Raw genomic sequence first — 17,361 nt, 5'->3', positions numbered from 1 at the left:
GACAGCGCCGAGACGACCGTGGACGCCGTTATCGAAGTTCGTACACGCGGGCCTCGTAGGGCGCGAGCGACAGCGAGACCGGCTCCGCGTCCGTGCGGTCGTAGTTGCTCAGCAACAGCGACGCCTCCCCGTACTCGACCGAAAGATCGACTGATTTCGCTTCGTCCGAGAAGTGCAAGACGACGAGTGCGCGCTCGGGTCCCTCGTCGGTGTCCAGCGAGCGCGTGTAGGCGAAGACCGTCTCGTGGTCGGGGAGCAGGTCGGTGTAGTCGCCGTAGACGAGCACGTCGCGCTCCTCGCGCAGGTCGATCAACCGTCGGTAGTAGTTGTAGACGGAGTCGTCGTCCGCTCGCTGGTCCGCCGCGTTGACCTCGGTGTAGTTCCGGTTGACCTGGATCCAGGGCTCGCCGTCGGTGAAGCCAGCGTTCTCGTCGTCGGACCACTGCATCGGCGTCCGTGCGTTGTCGCGGGTTCGGTAGCCGACCACGTCTTTCACGTCGTCGTAGCCGTCGACGCCCTCCCGCTCGAGCAGTTCCTCGGCGTGGTTGATCGCGTCCACGTCGCGGAGGTCGCCCATCGAGTCCCACGTCGCGTTCGTCATGCCGAGTTCCTGGCCCTGATAGACGTACGGCGTCCCCTGGAGCGTGAAGAGGTACGTCGCGAGTAGTTTCGCGGACTCCCGCCGGTACTCGTCGGGGTCGCCGTAGCGCGAGACGCTCCGGGGCTGGTCGTGATTCTCCCAGTAGAGCGCGTTCCAGCCGTCCTCGGCCAGCCCGCTCTGCCAGCGCTCGGTGATGGTCTTGAGTTCCCGGAGGTCCCAGTCGCCGACGGACCACCGATCGCCGTCCGCGTAGTCCAGTTTCGTGTGCTGGAAGTGAAACGCCATGTCGAGCGGGCCGTCGGCCCCGGCGTACTCACGGGCGGCCTCGACGGTGAGCTGTGGCATCTCGCCGACCGTCATCACGTCGTAGTTCGACAGCACGTCCTCGTCGAGGTCGTCGAGATACTCGTACAGTTCCGGGCCGTTGATGAAGTGTTCCGAGCCGACCCACTCGCTGTCGGGGTCGCCGTCAGGCAGTCCCTCGGCCTTCGACAGGAGGTTGATCACGTCCATGCGGAAGCCGTCGATACCCTTCTCCAGCCACCACTCGACCACGTCGAACACGTCGCGCCGGACGGCCTCGTTCGTCCAGTCGAGGTCCGGCTGGGACCGGTCGTAGAGGTGCAGGTAGTACTCGCCGCGCGTCTGGTCGAACGCCCAGGCCGACCCGCCGAAGAAGGACTCCCAGTTGTTCGGCGGCACCGGGTCGCCGTCCTCGTCCGTGTCGCCCTCACGCCAGATGTAGTAGTCCTCGTAGGCCGGGTCGCGCTCGCGGGACTTCCGGAACCACGCGTGCTGGTTCGAGGTGTGGTTGACGACGAGGTCCATCACCAGCCGCATGTCCCGGTCGTGGACTTCGTCGAGCAGTGCCTCCCAGTCGGCCATCGTCCCGAACTCCTCGTGGATGGCCCGGTAGTCGCTGATGTCGTACCCGTTGTCCATCTGTGGCGACTCGTAGACGGGATTGAGCCAGATCACGTCCGCCCCGAGGTCGGCGACGTGGTCCAGACGCTCGATGACCCCCTGCAGGTCACCGATGCCGTCGCCGTCGCTGTCGTTGAAGCTCCGGGGATAGATCTGGTAGACGACCGCCTCCTTCCACCACGCACGCTCTGCGGTCATACCTGATGGATACCCGAACGCCCTTCATAAATCTACGCATCGTCGTACAACACCTGTTGTAAACTCATCTCCCCTCCGGCGGTTAAGCGGGTCGACGGCCCTACAGGTCGAGGACCGAGTGCCGTGAGAGTTCGAGGTCGTAGCCCACGGCTTCGACCGTCTCGGTCGGCCAGTCGCCCGTCCCCGAGAGGAGGTCGACGCGCTCCTCGCTCACGAGGAAGGTGTCCTCGCTCTTCGCGCCGTCGACGGTCGGATTCCAGGCGTAGCCCTGCGGTAGCACCACCGCGCTCTCGTTCCCGGGCGTGGCGATCCACTCCCGCCCGGCGAACCCGGCCGCACCGCCCTGGTGGTGGTTACGCCACTCGCCCTCCCAGCCGACCTCGGCGTAGGCGTCCTGTACCGCCTCGAACACGTCGCTCGCGGTCCCGCCCTCCTGCCCGACGGCCCGGGTCGCGGCCAGCGCCGTCGTCTCGACGCGCATTGCCTTCCGCGCCCGCTCGGCGAGCCACTCGGGCGGGTCGAACGCCACCGACCGCGTGGTGCTGACGTGCAGGCCGTTTCGCTGTGCCGTCACGGACATGAGCGCGTAGTCGCCCAGTTCGGTGTCGGTCGAGGTGTAGTGGCGGTAGGACTGGGCGCGCTCGGCGCTGCCGACGAGGACGACAGGGGTCGCGATGCCCTGCGATTCGAGTTCGTCGCGGAGCGCCCCCGTCACGTCGAGTTCGGTGTCCGACGGGTCCACGTCGCGGGCGACCGACTCGACGGCCGCCGCCGTATCGGCCCCGAGTTCGCGGTACTGCTCGCGCTGTGTCTCTGTCAGCGGCTGTCTGAGAGCCGTCGCGTCGACCGACTCGAAGCCCGATACGTCGAAGTCGGCCGCCGCCGGCGTCGGACTCGTCGCCGCCACTGCGTCGGCGAGGCTCTCGGCGTGCCAGTCGAACGTCTCGATGGCCACGCCCTCGGGGAGTTCCTCCTCGCGGAGCCGCGGGGCCTCGATGTTGTCGGTGACGACCGTAATCTGCTCGCCGTCGTAGCCCGCGGCGGCCACGCCGGTGTCGACGCCCCGGTCGACGACGTTGTCGCCGCCGCCGGTGAGCCACGCGAAGGAGGCCGGGCGGGCGAACCAGACGGCTTGCAGCGATTCGGACTGGAGGTACTGGTCGAGTCTGTCGGTGAGCGACATACCCGGACGTGGCGGGCCGGCCCGTAGTAAATCCCCGTCCCCCGTCGGCGACTCAGCCCGGGACGGCTCCGCTCCGTCTCAGTCGACGGCGACCCACTCGCCGCGCTCGTCGCTGCGCTCGACGGCGTCGAGGACGCGCTGGGCCGCCAGTCCGTCGGCGAACGAGGGGTCCGCGTCGCCGCCCTCGGCCACCGCCGACAGGAACTCGTAGTTCTCGTGGACGAAGGTGTGCTCCCAGCCGAGGACGTGGCCGGGCGGCCACCAGTGCTCGACGTAGGGGTCGTCCGCGTCGGTGACGAGCACCCGCTGGAAGCCCCGGTCGCCCTCGGTGAGCACCTGGAGTTCGTTCAGTCGTTCCAGGTCGAACTTCAGCGCGCCCTTCGACCCCTCGATTTCGATGGTGTGGGCGTTCTTGTGGCCGTTGGCGACCCGCGACGCTTCGAGCGTCCCCATCGCACCGTCCTCGAACTCGACCTGCGCGCTGTAGGCGTCGTCGACCGTGACCGGGCGGGTCTCGTCCTCGCCCTCGACCGGACGCTCGTCGTGGAACGTCCGCAGGTGGCCGCTCACCCGCGATATCTCGCCGGCGGCGTCGCCGAGCAGGAACCGCGCGAGGTCGACCGTGTGCGCGCCGAGGTCGCCGAGCGCCCCGCTGCCGGCCAGTTCCTCGTCGTTGCGCCACGACCACGGGGCCTCCGGGTCGACCAGCCAGTCCTGGAGGTACTGCCCGCGGAAGTGGTGAATCTCGCCGAGTTCGCCGGCCTCGATGAGGTTCTTCGCGTACTGTATCGCCGGGACGAACCGGTAGTTGAACGCCGTTCCCGCGGGGACGCCGGCCGCGTCCGCCACGTCGGCCATCTCCTCGGCGGTGTCGAGCGTGGGGGCGAGCGGCTTCTCGCAGAACGTCGGGGTCCCCGCCTCCAGCGCCGCGATAGACGGCTCCGCGTGGACGTGGTTGGGTCCGAGGTTGTAGAACACGTCCACCTCGTCGACCACGTCGCGCCAGTCCGTCGCCGTGCGATCGAAGCCCAGTTCCTCGGCGGCGTCGGCGAGCGCGTCTTCGTCGCGCCCGACGATGACGTCCTTGTTGACCGCCGGGGCCTCCGGGAAGAACATCGACAGCCGGGAGAGCGCGTTCGCGTGTGCCTTGCCCATGAAGCGGTAGCCGAGGACGCCGACATCGAGTGTCATGCGGTCGCCTCCGTGGTACCGCGAACGAACGCAGTGAGTGAGCGGCCTTTTTCGCCCACGTTTTTGCCGCGAGTGGTGGTCGGAGGCCACCCGAGCGGGAAAAAGGTGGCCGTGAAGCGGTAGCCGAGGACGCCGACATCGAGTGTCATATCGGCCCTTCACTCGGGGGCGAAATAACAACCGGGGTCAGAACGGTCCGTGATGTCACCGCACCGCGATATCCAGCCGGAGGGAAAAGACAAAACCAGATGCGGGCGTTGGAGCGGTATGGCTTCTGAAGAGGCTGTTCACATCGAGGACGTGATGTCGACGCCGCTAGAGACGATTTCAGCAGACGCGACCGTCAGAGAGGCGGCGACGCAGATGCGCGAACAGGACATCAACGGCATCTTCGTGCCCGGCGCGGAGGCGGGCATCATTACCACGACCGACATCGTCGCCGCGGTGGCGGCGGGCGAGGACCTCTCGTCGGCGACCGTCGCGGACGTCATGACCGCGCCCGTCGAGCGGGTCACCACCTCGCTGGAACTCGGGGAGGCCGCCGCGATGATGACGAACTTCGGCATCAAACACCTGCCGGTCATCGACGAGCACCAGGACTACGTCGGCATGGTGTCCTCGACGGACATCACGCGCGAACTGGCCTGACCGGCGAGAGCGGGACCTGCCGGCGGCGTCCGTGCCGCACGACGCTCAGAGGAAGTCGTCGATGCCGGTCCCGCCGTTGTCGTCGTCGCCCGTTCCCGGGAGCGCCTGTGCGATGGCGGACGTGAAGGCGTCGAGGCCGCGCGTCTGGTACCAGACCGTCCCGGGACCGGTGAAGTCCATGACCAGTCCCTCGCCGCTGAGGAGCGTCGACTTCAGGCCGCCGACGCGGTGGGCGTCGAAGTCGACCGTCCCCTCCCAGGCGACGACGTGGTCGTTGTCGACGGTGTAGCGCTCGCCAGCGTCGAGTTCGACGCGTTCGATGCCGCCGAAGGCCTCGATGAAGACGTGGCCCGTGCCCTTCAGGGCCAGCGGCGTGATGCTCGCACCGGCGAGCAGTGACTTGACGCCGCCGAACTCGGAGTCGATGTCGATACTGGGGTCGGCCGCGAGGAAGGCCCCGTCGACGGCGTACAGCGTGGTTCCGTCGAGTTCGTGATGGTGCACGTCGCCGGGTGTCGGCGGCGCGAGCGTGACGATTCCCTCGCCGCCCTCGGCGGTGAACTCGTTCGCCAGAAGCGATTCGCCGCCGAGCATCGACTTGGCCGAACTGAGCAGGCCGTCGCGGCTGGTCGTCGTCTCGATGGAGATGGTCGGGGAGTGACTGACCATCGCGCCGGGCTCCGCGAGGATCGATTCGCCGTCTTCGAGCGTGACGCGGACGTGCGTGTACGAGGGCTTGTGGGTGAGTTCGATGTCCATGGTCTGTCTCCGAAGCTGTGAGACGAGTGACTGTTCTGCCAGCCGCTACATAAAATTACGCACAGAATCGAACGAATTGTAGGTGGCCAGAAGCTACTCGGCCCAGTAGGCGTCGCCCGGCTGGGTCTCGAAGACGGCGCGGTCGAGCACGTCGACGGCCTTCTCTAGCCCCTCGCGCGCGCTGGTGAGCGAGTCCTCGTGTTCGATGGAGAGCGCACCGTCGTAGCCGACCATCCGCAGGGTCGAGACCACGTCCTTCCAGTGGGACTCGTCGTGACCGTAGCCGATGGAGCGAAACAGCCACGAGCGGTTCGGTTCGTCGGTGTACGGTGCGGTGTCGAGCACGCCCTTCTCGCGGGCCTCGGACTCGTAGACCTTCGTGTCCTTGGCGTGGAAGTGGTGGATGGCGTCCTCGTCGCCGAGCAGGCGGATGGCCTCGGTCACGTCGATGCCCTGCCAGTAGAGGTGCGACGGGTCGAAGTTCGCGCCCAGGTGGTCGTTCGTCCGCCGGCGCAGTTCCAGCAGGCCCCGTGGCTCGTAGACGAGCATGTTGGGGTGCATCTCGATGGCGAGGTCCACGTCGTGGGCGGCGGCGTGGGCGGCGAGGTCGGACCAGTACTCCTCGGCGACGCGCCACTGGTACTCGTGGGCGTCGGCGTGCTCGCTCGGCCACGGCGCGGTGATCCAGTTCGGGACCTCGTCGTTCGGGCCGCCGGCGGGCAGGCCCGAGAAGCAGGTCACCGTGTTCGCGCCGAGTTGGTCGGCCAGCCGAACGGCCTCGCGGAGTTCCGTATCCGCCGCGTCAGCGCGCTCGTCGTCGGGATGCAGTGGGTTGTTGTGCGTCGCCAGCGCGCTCACGCGCAAGTCGTGTTCGTCGAGCAGCGCGTGCAGTTCGTCCTGTCTGCCTTCGTCGTCGAGGTACGCCTGCCTGTCGAGATGGTCGTCGCCGGGAAAGCCCCCACAGCCGAGTTCGACCGCGTCGACGCCGAGGTCCGAGAGGTACGAGAGCGCGTCGTCGAGCGACTGACCGCCGAGTGGAACTGTCAGTACACCGATGTCCATGCCACCGAGTACAGTCGGTTTCGAGATAAAAATACCCCCGCGAGCGGCGGGCCGGACTAGTAGAAAAGATAATTCGGAACCGAAGTAATCGAGCCGGTTTCCTCTACACTTTTGTGACGGGGCCCTGCAAGCGGGGGTATGGGACAGGCGAACGACGTCGACTACGCAGACCTACACGACCCGAACGCAGAGTACACGATGCGGGAACTCTCCGGCGAGACCATGGGCGTCACCGCCAAGCGCGGCGGCGGCCGCGACGTGGAGATCACGGACGTCCAGACGACGATGATCGACGGGAACTTCCCGTGGACGCTGGTGCGCATCTACACCGACGCGGGTATCGTCGGTACAGGTGAGGCCTACTGGGGCGCGGGCGTCCCCGAACTCATCGAGCGGATGAAGCCGTTCGTCGTCGGCGAGAACCCGCTGGACATCGACCGCCTCTACGAGCACCTCGTCCAGAAGATGAGTGGCGAGGGGAGCGTCGAGGGCGTCACCGTCACCGCCATCGCCGGCATCGAGGTCGCGCTGCACGACCTCGCCGGCAAGATTCTGGAGGTGCCGGCCTACCAGCTGCTCGGCGGCAAGTACCGCGACCGGATGCGCGTCTACTGCGACTGCCACACGGAGGAGGAGGCCGACCCCGAGGCCTGCGCCGACGAGGCCCGCCGCGTCGTCGACGAACTGGGCTACGACGCCCTGAAGTTCGACCTCGACGTGCCCAGTGGCTTCGAGAAGGACCGCGCGAACCGCCACCTCCGCCCGGGCGAAGTCCGTCACAAGGCCGAAATCGTCGAGACCGTCACCGAGGAGGTCAAAGACGAGGCCGACGTGGCCTTCGACTGCCACTGGACCTACTCCGGCGGCTCCGGCAAGCGCCTGGCCGAGGCCATCGAGGAGTACGACGTGTGGTGGCTCGAAGACCCCGTCCCGCCGGAGAACCTCGAAGTGCAGGAGGAAGTCACGAAGTCCACGTCGACGCCGATCACCGTCGGCGAGAACCGCTATCGCGTCACCGAGGAGCGCCGCCTCATCGAGAACCAGGCGGTCGACATCGTCGCCCCCGACATGCCGAAGGTCGGCGGCATGCGCGAGACCCGGAAGGTCGCCGACGTGGCGAACCAGTACTACATCCCGGTCGCGATGCACAACGTCTCCTCGCCGATCGCGACGATGGCCTCCGCCCACGTCGGCGCGGCCATCCCGAACGCGCTCGCCGTCGAGTACCACTCCTACGAGCTGGGCTGGTGGGAAGACCTCGTCGAGGAGGACGTCATCGAGGACGGCTACATCGAGATCCCGGAAGAGCCGGGCCTCGGCCTGACGCTCGACCTCGACGCCGTCGCGGACCACGTCGTCGAGGGCGACACGGTCTTCGACGAGGCGTAAGGCTCGCCCGCAACAGGCCGTCGGTGCTTTTTCGCGCGGGGCGTCAGTCCGATGCAGGCTCGACGCCGGTGACCTCGAAGCGCGCCCCGCCGCGCTCGCTCTCGTACACGTCGACCGACCAGCCGTGGGCTTCGGCGATCTGCTCGACGATACAGAGCCCGTAGCCCGATCCGTCGGCGGACCCGTAGCCGGGCTCGAACACCCGCTCGCGCTCGTCGGCCGGAATGCCGGTACCGTCGTCGGCGACGTAAAAGCCGTCGTCCAGTTCGCCGACCGTTATCGTCACTTCGGTCCCGTCGAGGGTGACCCCCTCGGCGTTTCCGTCGGACCGCGCCGCCGGTCCGTGGGCAGCGGCGTTGCCGACGAGGTTCGCGAGCAACTGCCGGAGCCGTTCCGGGTCCGCCCGAACGACCGCGTCGGCGGCCAGTTCGAGCGTCGCGTCCTCGGTGTCGGTGGTCTGCCAGCACTGCTCGACGACGGTCCCGAGGGGCACGGCCTCGACGTCGAGCGCCGCGTCACCGCCCGTCGCCAGCGCCAGCAGGTCATCGACGAGCGTCTCGATGCGGCGGTGCGCGCGCTCGACCGCCTCGAAGTGCGCTTCGTCGCCCTTCGCCCGCGCCAGTTCGAGCTGGCCGCGCGCCACGTCGAGCGGGCTCCGGAGGTCGTGACTGACCACGTTCGCGAACGCTTCGAGCCGTCGCTCTCGGCGTTTTCGCTCGGTGATGTCCCGCGAGTAGCCCACGACCCGTTCGACCGAGCCGTTCTCCAGTACCGGCTCCGCCTCGGCCCGAACCCAGCGCTGATCGTCGTCCGGCCGCGTGATGCGGAACTCGGCCGTCACCGACTCGCCCGCCGAGACGCCCTGCATCGCCTCGATGACGCGCTCCTGGTCCGCGGGGTGGATCGCCGTCATGAACTCCGTGGGGTTCTCTTCGAGCGCGTCGACCGAACGGCCGTACAGTTCCTCGTACACGGAGTTGACGAACAGGAGTTCGCTCCAGTCCCCGGCGAATATCCACAGCATCGCGTTTGCGTGCTCCGTCAGGTCGGCGAATTGCCGCCTGACCCGGTCAGCCGTCCGCTCCACGCGCCGGCGCTCGGTGACGAGGCGGATCCGGTTGGCGAGCGGGGCGGCACGCTCTGTCCCCGTGTCCCGCTCGTAGTAGTCTGTGATGCCGCGTTCGAGGACCTCCTCGACGACGGTGGTTCTCGCGTCGTCGGTCAGCAACACGATGGGGAGGGCATCGTCGGACTCGCGGGCGGCGGCGACGAGGGACAGGCAGTCTGTCTCCGGCGCGTCGGCGGCGACGGCGAGACAGTCGAAGGACTCGGAATCGAGACGCTCGATTGCGCGCTCACCGCACTCGACGGTGGTGACCGAGAGGGGCGGCCCCGAACCCGTCGCTGTGTCCGCGTCGAGAATCGGGTCGTCGTCCACTTGCAACACGTGAATCGGCTCTGCGTGCTCATTCATGTCAGTTCGAGTTTATGTAGTGTTGACAGTTGTCCGACTTGAATGTGCGCCTGCATCACTGACTCGTTTAAGTAGCCGCGTGGATCGAGCCTACCGACCGAAGCGTTCCGCGACCGCGCCGCGGTCGATCTTGTCCGGCCCGCTCGTCGGCATCTCGTCGACGAACGCCACCTCCCGGGGATGTTTGTACCGCGCGAGGCGGCCGTCGAGGAACTCGCGCAGCGACTCGACGGTCAGCGGTTCCGCATCCGCATCGGCGGTCGGTTCGATGACGGCCTTGCCCACTTCGCCCCAGGTCTCGTCGGGGACCGGAACCACCACGACCTCGCTCACGTCGGGATGGTCGGCGATGGCGTCCTCGACCTCCGCCGGGTAGACGTTCTCGCCGCCGCTGACGAACATGTGCTTCGTCCGGCCCTCGATGTAGTAGTAGCCGTCCGCGTCGACGCGCGCGAGGTCGCCGGTCGACACCCAGCCGTCGCCGAACGTCTCGGCGGTGGCCTCGGGGTTGTCGAGGTAGCGGTCGGCGGCGTGAGGCGAGCGCAGTTCGAGTTCGCCGACCTCCCCGCGGTCCACGGTCGCAGCGTCGGCGTCGGTCTCGCCGTGGTCGACTGCCACCACCCGCGCGTCGACGTGCATCGCCGGCTTGCCGACGGAGTCGGCCTTCTCGCGGGGCCACCCCTCGGGCATCTCGAAGTTGTTCGGGCCGCACTCGGTGAGCCCGTAGCCCTGCGAGAGGTCGACACCGCGGTCCCACCAGGCCTCCATGACGGCCTTCCGGCAGGGGCCACCGCCGGACTTGGCGAACCGGAGCGTCGAGAGGTCGGTTTCGTCCCAGCGGTCGTGATTGGCCATCAGCCGGAGGACCGCCGGCACGGCGACCAGCACCGTCCCGCCCTCGCGCTCGACGATGTCCAGCACGTCGCCGGGTTCGAACTCGCGGGCGACGACGACGGTGCCGCCCATGTGCCACAGCGGGACGGTGAGGACGTTCCAGCCGCCGGTGTGGAACATCGGGAACACCATGGGCGTCACGTCGTCGTCCCGCAGCCCCCACGCCGTGATGGTGTTCAGCGAGTTCCAGACGATGCCGCGGTGCGTGATCTCGGTCTCCTTCGGCGTGCCCGTCGAGCCGCCGGTGTGCAGCAGGAGATGCGTGTCGTCGGGCGCGAGCGCCGCCCGCTCCACGGGTGAGTCGTCCGACGGGAGGGCCGAAGCGTAGGCGGGGGCGGCCGCGAGTGCGTCGCGGGCATCGGACGTGGACTCGTCGGGAGCGGTCGAGTCGGTGGTCGCTGACGCATCGGTGCTGGCGGCCCCAGCGGTGGTGTCGCCGTCGGCGGATTCGAGGCGGACGAGCCGTGGGTCGAGACCGTCGGTCTCGGTCAGGGCGGCGGCGACGGCGTCGAGAAAGGGCGCTTCGACGACGACGAGCGCCGGGTCGACGCGGGCCAGCAAGGCGGCGAGTTCGGGCGGTGCGAGGCGGTGAGACAGCGGAGCCAGCCGGCTCCCGGTCTTGCCGGTGGCGAAGAACAGGTCGACGACGGCGGGACGGTTCCGCGAGACGACGGCGACCGCGTCGTCGCGGCCGACGCCCTGCTCTCGGAGCAGGCGGGCCGCGCGGTTCGCGCGACTGTCCAGGTCCGCGTAGGTGAACCGCCGGCCGGTCGTCGCGTCGACCAGTCCCTCGCGGTCGGGCGTGAGCGCGGCCCGCCGCTCGCTCCAGGCACCGACCCAGTCTCCCGGGGCGAACTCAGACATCGTCGAGGAACCTCCTGATGCGCGCGGTGATTCGCTCGTGGTCCTCGACGAACAGCAGGTGCGGCCCGCCCTCGACGGTCTCGAACTCGGCGTTCGGTATCCCTTCGGCCAGCAGTTCGCCGTTCTCGGAGGGGACGACACGGTCGGCCGTACCGTGGACGACCAGCGTCGGCACGTCGATCTCGTCGAGGCGGTCGTGGACGTCGTGGGCCGCGACGGCCGCGGCCTGCCACTGGAGCGCCTGGTCGCTGGCGTCGCTCTCGATTCGCCAGTCGACGATGCGCTCTATCAGGTCGGGGTGGGCCTCCGGGAAGCCCTCGGAGAGCGCGGGCTCCATCTTGTAGCGCCGGCGCTCGCGCTCGTCGAGTCCCTCGGGCACGTCGAACATCCGTTGTTCGGTCTCCTCGGGGACTGGGACCGCGTCGGGGCCACCCGGCGACGTGCACAGCAGCGTCAGCGAGCGCGCCCGGTCGTGGTCGAGGGCGTAGCGCTGGGCGATCATGCCGCCCATGCTCGCCCCGACGACGTGGGCCGACTCGACGCCGGCGTCGGCGAGCACCGCGTCGAGGTCGCCGGCCAGCTGCGCCATCGTGTACGGGCCCTCGGGCTCGTCTGAGTCGCCGGTGCCGCGGTTGTCCCACACGATGGTGTCGTACTCGTCGGCGAGGCCGTCGCGCTGCCAGCGCCACATCCAGCGGCCGTAGCCGATGCCCTCCACGAACACCACCGTCTCGGCGTCCGCGGGGCCGGCGCGCTCGTAGGCGAGTTCGATGCCGTCGTTCGTCGCGTAGTGCATCGTCGTCTCCGTCGGTTCGCCGTCATGCGAGAAATCCGTTTGCGAGGGCGTCACTGTCGATCACTCCAGTTCCGCGTCGAATCGGGAGCCGTCGGTCCGCCGTCACGGTCGGTCGTCGCGTTCGCGTCCGTCATCGGTCCTCACCCCACAGTCTCGCGGGGACCGCATCGGCGAACGTGCCGCCGACGCGCGAGCGGAGCGTCCCGAGCAGGCCGTCGGGGACGTAGAGGACGAACAGGACGAACACGATGCCGACGTAGAGGCTCGCGTGCCCGTTCAACAGCAGGTCGATGAGGCCGCCGACAGTCGCGTCCCCGAGGACCGGCGCGTCGAGCGTCTCCTGTCCGAGCAGCGCCCGGAGGTACGGCAGCAGGCCGCCGCCCTGGCCGGCCGGCGAGAGGAACTCCCGGACCGTCTCGTCGAACAGGCGGCCGTACAGCGGCCCGGCGAGCGTGCCGAACCCGCCGATGATGCTGGCGAGCAGCGCGTCTCCGGTGACGAGGAAGTAAAACGAGTTCTCCGGGCTGGCCGAGCGCCGGAAGCCGGCGAACAGGCCGCCGGCGACCGCCGCGAAGAAGCCGCTGATGGCGAACGCGCCGAGCTTGTACAGGTAGGTGTTGTAGCCCACCGCGACCGCGCGCTCCTCGTTCTCGCGGATGGCGAGCAGGACGCGGCCGAACGGCGAGTGGACGATTCGCTGCATCGCGAAGTAACAGGCCAGCACGACGAGCCCGACCATGTAGTAGGAGACGGCCGTGCTGGACAGCGTCGACCCGAGCAGCGACACCTCGTCGCCGGTCAGGACGCCGATGGCGAGCGAAAGCTGGTCGACGCCGGGGACGCCGATCTGGAACCCCTCGACGTGCGAGGGGCCGACGGCGGGGCCGTCGCGGGGGTTGTTCGCCACGTAGTCCCACCCGCGGACGAACACGTACAGCACCTGTGCGAACCCGAGCGTTATCATCGCGAAGTAGACGCCCGAGAGCCTGAAGGAGACGAGGCCGACGAGTATCGCGAGGACGACGGCGAGTAGGCCGCCGACGACGAGCGACAGCATGAACGGCGTGCCCGGCCCGAGCAGGGGAACCTTCCCGTTCGCGACGAGGATGACGGTGTACGCGCCGGTGCCGTAGAACACGGCGTGGCCGAACGAGAGGTAGCCGGTGTAGCCGCTGACGAAGTCGAAGGAGATGGCGAACAGGCCGAAGTACAGCACGCCGACCATCGTCTCGACCGTCGGCAGCAGCGTCTGGGCCTCCGCGCTGACCGGCGAGTTCAGGAGGACGTCGTACACCGCGGGGTAGAGGGCGAGCGCCGCGATGACGAGGATGTGCGCGACGTGGTCCCGGAGGTACGCCTTCGGCCACGCCGTCTCGGTGGCCGTCGCCGCGCCGGCCGCGGCGTCGGTCTCCGACTCGGTCTCGGTGCTAATGGCCCCCCACCTCCTCGACGCCGAACAGGCCCTGCGGGCGGACGATCAGCGTCACCACGAGGACCAGAAAGAGGACCAGTTCGGGCAGGCCAGTGAACTCGATGGTGTTCTGGAACCACCACGTCGTCACCGCGTCGGTCATGCCGACGACGAGCGCGGCGACGACGGTGCCCCGGAAGGTGCCGAGGCCGCCGACGATGACGACGATGAACGCTGGCAGCAGCGTCTCGGCCGCAAGCGGCACGGACGCGCCCCACGTCGGATCCCACATCAGGAGCGTGCCTGCCGCGCCCGCGAGGCCGATGCCGAGCGCGAAGACGACGGTGAACACCTGGCGCACGTCGATGCCGAGCGCCGACGCCATCTCGGCGTCCTCGCTCCCGGCGCGGATGTACAGGCCGTAGCGCGTCTTCGTGAGGAACGCCCAGATACCGGCGACCGTGAGCGTCCCGAGCAGGATCTGGAACATCGCCATCCAGCCGACGCTGACCGGGCCGAGCGCGACCGGTTCGCGGAGGAACTGCGGTTTGGTCGCAAGCGCCGCCTGCCAGTCCGAGATCGGCTGGAGGCCGTACACGTCGAGGACGATGCGGACGACCTCCTCGATGACCAGCGTCAGCCCGAAGGTCAACAGGATCTGGTAGATCGGCGGCCGGTCGTACAGCGGGCGGATGATGGTCGTCTCGATGGCCCCGCCCAGGACCGAAAGCAGCGCGAAGGCGACGACGACGGCGACGAAGAACAGGGCGAGCCGCGTCACCGGGGGCGTGCCGCCGGAGACGGTGACGACCATCAGGAGACCGCCGAGGTACGCGCCGACCATCGTCAGCGACCCGTGCGCGAAGTTCAGGACCCCCATCAGGCCGAAGATCAGCGTGAGCCCACTGGCGATCATCACGTACAGCGCGGACTTCGCGAGCCCGTTGACGACGACTCCGCCGAGTTCGCTCACCGTCAGGAAGTCCGCGAGCGCTTCGAGGATCATGCCGATAGGTACCTCCTGAATCGCTCGTCGTCGGCCGAGACGGCCGCCGTCTCGCCGTCGTCGACCACGCGGCCCTTGTCGAGGATGTAGAACCGGTCGGCGAGGTCGAGCGCCAGCGGGAGGTTCTGCTCGACGAGCAGCATCGTCACGTCCTCGCTCGCTCGCGAGAGCGCCTCCGCCACGTCGGCGACGATCTGCGGGGCCAGCCCCTCACTGGGCTCGTCGACGAGCAGCAGGTCGTTGTCGCCGACCAGGCCGCGGGCGATGGCAAGCATCTGCTGTTGGCCGCCCGACAGCGTCCCGGCGTCCTGTCCGCGGCGCTCTTCGAGGATGGGGAACGACTCGAAGGCCAGGTCGAGGCCCGCGGCCACGTCCGATGGCTCGGGAATCGCGGCCCGGAGGTTCTCCTCGACGGTTAGCTGGCCGAAGATGCGACGGTCCTCGGGAATCCAGCCGAGGCCGCGGGCAGCCACGTCGTGGGTCTCCAGACCGACCAGCGACTCGCCGCGGAAGGTGATCTCGCCCTCCCGGGGCGGCGTCAGTTGCAGTATCGTCCGGAGGGTCGTCGTCTTGCCGACGCCGTTGCGGCCGGCGAGCGCGACCACTTCGCCCTCCGATACGTCGAGGTCGACGCCCTCCAGGATGTGGCTGTCCCCGTAGTAGGTGTGGACGCCGGAGAGTTCGAGGACGCTCACACGATACCCCCCTCCGAGTCGGCCCCGGACTCGGCGTCCGTCCCCTCGCTCAGACTGCCCGGTTCGTAGCCCCCGAGGTACGCCGACTGCACGTCGGGGTTCGCGCGGACCTCGTCGGGTGGGCCGTCGGCGATGACCGCGCCCTGGTGTAACACCACGACGCGGTCGGAGACGCCCATCACGATGTCCATGTTGTGCTCGACCAGCAGGACCGGGTAGTCCTCCGCGACGCTCTCGATGAGGTCGCGGATCTCGTCGACGCTCTCCGAGGAGACGCCGGCGTTTGGCTCGTCGAGCAGGAGGACAGCGGGATCGCCGGCCAGCGCGATGGCGACCTCCAGCTTTCGCTTCGCGCCGTGACTGAGCGTGCTCGCGTGGTCGTCGGCCCGCTCGGTCAGGCCGACGCGGTCGAGAATCTCGCGGGCGCGCTCGGCGAACTCGTCGTAGTGGTCGACGTTGCGCCAGAACGTCGTGGCCTCGCCGCTGTGGGCCTGCTCGGCCACGCGGACGTTCTCCAGCACCGTGCTGTTCGGGAAGACGTTCGTCACCTGATAGGACCGGTGCAGGCCCCGGCTGGCCGTCTCGTGGGGTTCGGCGTCGGTGATGTCCTCCCAGTCCGACCCCCGGCGGAGTTCGACCGTCCCCGCGGTCGGCGTCAGCGCCCCGGTGAGCAGATTGAAGAACGTCGTCTTCCCGGCCCCGTTCGGGCCGATGAGCGAGCACAGTTCGTGGTCGAGTTCGAAGTCCACGTCGTCGACGGCGGTGAGGCCGCCGAACTCCTTGGTCAGTCCCTGTGTCCTGAGCATGGCCTACAGAGAGCAGCCCATCTGATCGCTGTCGGCCGGAATCGTCGTCTCGTCCGGGGCGATGCGGGACAGCGGCTGACTCGGCATGACGGCCGCGCCCCAGTTGTCCGCCCACTCGTCGGTGGTCGGGGTGAGGTCCGCGACGGTCATCGCCGAGCGCGCCTGGTTGTTGTACTCCTGGAAGGTGTAGCCGTTCTCGCCCTTCGGCGTGTCCGTGACGGTCATCCCCTTCAGAGCGTCGGCCACGTCCGCGCCCGCCGTCGACCCGCTCTCCTGAACCGCCTGGTGGATGGCCGACGCGGCGGTGAACGTCCCCGAGGTGAACAGGTCCGGGACCACGCCGTAGGTCCCGGTGTAGCTCTCGACGAAAGCGTCGTTGATCGCGTTGTCGTACTGGTTCCAGTGATACCGCGTCGTGAACGGCCCCAGCTTCGACTGCTGGATCTTCTCCGCCGTCAGCGGCTCGCCGAGGACGCTCTGCATCGTCCCGCCGACGACGCTGTTGGTGATCCGGGTCGCCAGCCCGCCGAACACCCGGTAGGAGTAGTCCCCCGAGAGGAAGGCGTTGAACATCGCCGGGAGCGTCGCGACCGTGAAGCCGCCGACGACGCCCTCGGCACCCGCCTGTTCGGCGTTGTCGAGCAGGCCGTCCCACTCGGCGTAGCCCTGCTCGACGAACCGCTCGCCGACGATGTCGACGCCCTCGGCCTCCAGCACCGACCGGTAGTTGTTGACGACCGCGCGCCCGAAGCTGTAGTCCGCGCCGAAGAGGTACACCGAGGACACGTCCGTCTCGCGGGCGACGTACTTCCCGCCGGAGCGCGCGTCCATCGCCGTGTTCTCGCTCGACCGATAGACCAGGTCGCTGCAGGTCTCCGAGTTGGACGTGATGTCCGCCGACGCCGCCGGCCCGAGCATGATCGGAACCTGGGCCTGATTGACGACCGTCGTGATGACGCGACTCGCCACCGCCGACGAGGTACAGCCCGCAAGCAGGTCCACGTCCTGGTTCTCGACGAGGTTGGTCGCGGCCGTCTGTGCCGTGTCGGCGGAGAACTCCGTGTCACGGACGAGCAGTCGGTACTCGGTGTCGCCGACTGTCATCGTCACCTCGCCGGTCCCGGGGTCCGATGGCGGGTCCGCGTCGGCCTTGTAGGCCAGCCCCGAGAGAAAGCCCCACAGCGCCTGGTCGCCGTAGTACTTCAGGTCGCCCGACCGGGGCTGTAACATCCCGATGGTCACGGTCTGGGACGAGCCGCCGCCCGTCGATTCGCCGTCGGTCGAAGCGCTGTCCGTCGACCCGCCGTCGCCCGAAGTTCCTGGCTCTGTCATGGATGAGTCGTCACCGACGCAACCGCCGAGTCCTGCGACACCGACACCGAGCGCACCGAGGACGCGCCTCCGTGTGGTCGTATTCTGCATAACAGATAATCGTAGACTCGCGACCCACATAGTGGGCC

General features: G+C 68.5%; 15 protein-coding genes. 2 read left to right on the top strand and 13 right to left on the bottom strand.

The genetic code is table 11. The features are described from left to right. Positions 1-28: 28 nt before the first annotated feature. From ACOZ4I_RS07250 to ACOZ4I_RS07240, 3 genes are all read right to left on the bottom strand, one after another. Positions 29-1,723 (bottom strand): glycoside hydrolase family 13 protein, encoded by a 1,695-nt coding sequence (locus ACOZ4I_RS07250; RefSeq protein ID WP_424004464.1) that lies wholly within the window; start codon positions 1,721-1,723, stop codon positions 29-31. Positions 1,724-1,823: 100 nt separating this feature from the next. Further along, positions 1,824-2,906, bottom strand: coding sequence for a M24 family metallopeptidase (locus ACOZ4I_RS07245; protein WP_424004462.1), 1,083 nt, complete (start codon positions 2,904-2,906; stop codon positions 1,824-1,826). A gap of 78 nt (positions 2,907-2,984) precedes the next feature. Beyond that, positions 2,985-4,097, bottom strand: coding sequence for a Gfo/Idh/MocA family protein (locus tag ACOZ4I_RS07240; protein WP_424004460.1), 1,113 nt, complete (start codon positions 4,095-4,097; stop codon positions 2,985-2,987). Between the two features lie 267 nt (positions 4,098-4,364). Between ACOZ4I_RS07240 and ACOZ4I_RS07235 the strand changes: the two genes are divergently transcribed. Beyond that, positions 4,365-4,745 carry a cyclic nucleotide-binding/CBS domain-containing protein gene (locus ACOZ4I_RS07235; RefSeq protein ID WP_424004458.1) on the top strand — a complete coding sequence of 127 codons (381 nt, stop codon included), beginning with the start codon at positions 4,365-4,367 and terminating at the stop codon, positions 4,743-4,745. A 45-nt stretch (positions 4,746-4,790) separates the two neighbouring features. Here ACOZ4I_RS07235 and ACOZ4I_RS07230 read toward each other — a convergent pair whose 3' ends face one another. After that, positions 4,791-5,504: a TIGR00266 family protein gene (locus ACOZ4I_RS07230; protein WP_162415235.1), complete on the bottom strand. Its 714-nt coding sequence runs from the start codon at positions 5,502-5,504 to the stop codon at positions 4,791-4,793. A 93-nt stretch (positions 5,505-5,597) separates the two neighbouring features. Next, entirely contained in the window at positions 5,598-6,566 is a 969-nt protein-coding gene (locus ACOZ4I_RS07225; RefSeq protein WP_424004456.1) for a sugar phosphate isomerase/epimerase family protein, read from the bottom strand. A 138-nt stretch (positions 6,567-6,704) separates the two neighbouring features. Here ACOZ4I_RS07225 and ACOZ4I_RS07220 point away from each other — a divergent pair, with 138 nt between their 5' ends. Next, a complete protein-coding gene (locus ACOZ4I_RS07220; RefSeq protein WP_424004454.1) occupies positions 6,705-7,955 on the top strand; it encodes a mandelate racemase/muconate lactonizing enzyme family protein in 1,251 nt (416 codons plus the stop codon). A 43-nt stretch (positions 7,956-7,998) separates the two neighbouring features. On the opposite strand, the gene ACOZ4I_RS07215 is transcribed toward ACOZ4I_RS07220, so the two are convergent. The 8 genes from ACOZ4I_RS07215 to ACOZ4I_RS07180 form a co-directional block, all read right to left on the bottom strand. Further along, a complete protein-coding gene (locus ACOZ4I_RS07215; RefSeq protein ID WP_424004452.1) occupies positions 7,999-9,429 on the bottom strand; it encodes an ATP-binding protein in 1,431 nt (476 codons plus the stop codon). A gap of 90 nt (positions 9,430-9,519) precedes the next feature. Then, positions 9,520-11,187 (bottom strand): AMP-binding protein, encoded by a 1,668-nt coding sequence (locus ACOZ4I_RS07210; RefSeq protein ID WP_424004450.1) that lies wholly within the window; start codon positions 11,185-11,187, stop codon positions 9,520-9,522. Beyond that, the gene (locus tag ACOZ4I_RS07205; protein WP_424004791.1) at positions 11,180-11,983 is read right to left on the bottom strand and encodes an alpha/beta fold hydrolase; all 804 of its coding nucleotides are present in this window, start codon (positions 11,981-11,983) and stop codon (positions 11,180-11,182) included. The genes ACOZ4I_RS07210 and ACOZ4I_RS07205 overlap by 8 nt, the downstream gene beginning before the upstream one ends. Positions 11,984-12,113: 130 nt before the next feature. Next, positions 12,114-13,277, bottom strand: a complete 1,164-nt coding sequence (locus tag ACOZ4I_RS07200; RefSeq protein ID WP_424004448.1) for a branched-chain amino acid ABC transporter permease — start codon at positions 13,275-13,277, stop codon at positions 12,114-12,116. 133 nt (positions 13,278-13,410) lie between these two features. After that, the gene (locus tag ACOZ4I_RS07195) at positions 13,411-14,400 is read right to left on the bottom strand and encodes a branched-chain amino acid ABC transporter permease (RefSeq protein ID WP_424004446.1); all 990 of its coding nucleotides are present in this window, start codon (positions 14,398-14,400) and stop codon (positions 13,411-13,413) included. Then, positions 14,397-15,095, bottom strand: a complete 699-nt coding sequence (locus tag ACOZ4I_RS07190; protein WP_424004444.1) for an ABC transporter ATP-binding protein — start codon at positions 15,093-15,095, stop codon at positions 14,397-14,399. The genes ACOZ4I_RS07195 and ACOZ4I_RS07190 overlap by 4 nt, the downstream gene beginning before the upstream one ends. Further along, positions 15,092-15,901, bottom strand: a complete 810-nt coding sequence (locus ACOZ4I_RS07185; protein WP_424004442.1) for an ABC transporter ATP-binding protein — start codon at positions 15,899-15,901, stop codon at positions 15,092-15,094. Before ACOZ4I_RS07185 ends, ACOZ4I_RS07190 begins: the two co-directional genes overlap by 4 nt. A 3-nt stretch (positions 15,902-15,904) precedes the next feature. After that, a complete protein-coding gene (locus tag ACOZ4I_RS07180) occupies positions 15,905-17,323 on the bottom strand; it encodes an ABC transporter substrate-binding protein (RefSeq protein WP_424004440.1) in 1,419 nt (472 codons plus the stop codon). Positions 17,324-17,361: the final 38 nt, after the last annotated feature.

The organism is Haloarcula salina, assembly GCF_049603855.1.
Classification (GTDB): domain Archaea; phylum Halobacteriota; class Halobacteria; order Halobacteriales; family Haloarculaceae; genus Haloarcula; species Haloarcula salina_A.
This window is presented reverse-complemented; position numbering and strand designations above follow the sequence as displayed.

Bases quoted from the DNA above. Each gene is read 5' to 3' on its own strand.
- ACOZ4I_RS07250 (WP_424004464.1), bottom strand. From the start codon at position 1,723: ATGACCGCAGAGCGTGCGTGGTGGAAGGAGGCGGTCGTCTACCAGATC.
- ACOZ4I_RS07245 (WP_424004462.1), bottom strand. From the start codon at position 2,906: ATGTCGCTCACCGACAGACTCGACCAGTACCTCCAGTCCGAATCGCTG.
- ACOZ4I_RS07240 (WP_424004460.1), bottom strand. From the start codon at position 4,097: ATGACACTCGATGTCGGCGTCCTCGGCTACCGCTTCATGGGCAAGGCA.
- ACOZ4I_RS07235 (WP_424004458.1), top strand. From the start codon at position 4,365: ATGGCTTCTGAAGAGGCTGTTCACATCGAGGACGTGATGTCGACGCCG.
- ACOZ4I_RS07230 (WP_162415235.1), bottom strand. From the start codon at position 5,504: ATGGACATCGAACTCACCCACAAGCCCTCGTACACGCACGTCCGCGTC.
- ACOZ4I_RS07225 (WP_424004456.1), bottom strand. From the start codon at position 6,566: ATGGACATCGGTGTACTGACAGTTCCACTCGGCGGTCAGTCGCTCGAC.
- ACOZ4I_RS07220 (WP_424004454.1), top strand. From the start codon at position 6,705: ATGGGACAGGCGAACGACGTCGACTACGCAGACCTACACGACCCGAAC.
- ACOZ4I_RS07215 (WP_424004452.1), bottom strand. From the start codon at position 9,429: ATGAATGAGCACGCAGAGCCGATTCACGTGTTGCAAGTGGACGACGAC.
- ACOZ4I_RS07210 (WP_424004450.1), bottom strand. From the start codon at position 11,187: ATGTCTGAGTTCGCCCCGGGAGACTGGGTCGGTGCCTGGAGCGAGCGG.
- ACOZ4I_RS07205 (WP_424004791.1), bottom strand. From the start codon at position 11,983: ATGCACTACGCGACGAACGACGGCATCGAACTCGCCTACGAGCGCGCC.
- ACOZ4I_RS07195 (WP_424004446.1), bottom strand. From the start codon at position 14,400: ATGATCCTCGAAGCGCTCGCGGACTTCCTGACGGTGAGCGAACTCGGC.
- ACOZ4I_RS07185 (WP_424004442.1), bottom strand. From the start codon at position 15,901: ATGCTCAGGACACAGGGACTGACCAAGGAGTTCGGCGGCCTCACCGCC.
- ACOZ4I_RS07180 (WP_424004440.1), bottom strand. From the start codon at position 17,323: ATGCAGAATACGACCACACGGAGGCGCGTCCTCGGTGCGCTCGGTGTC.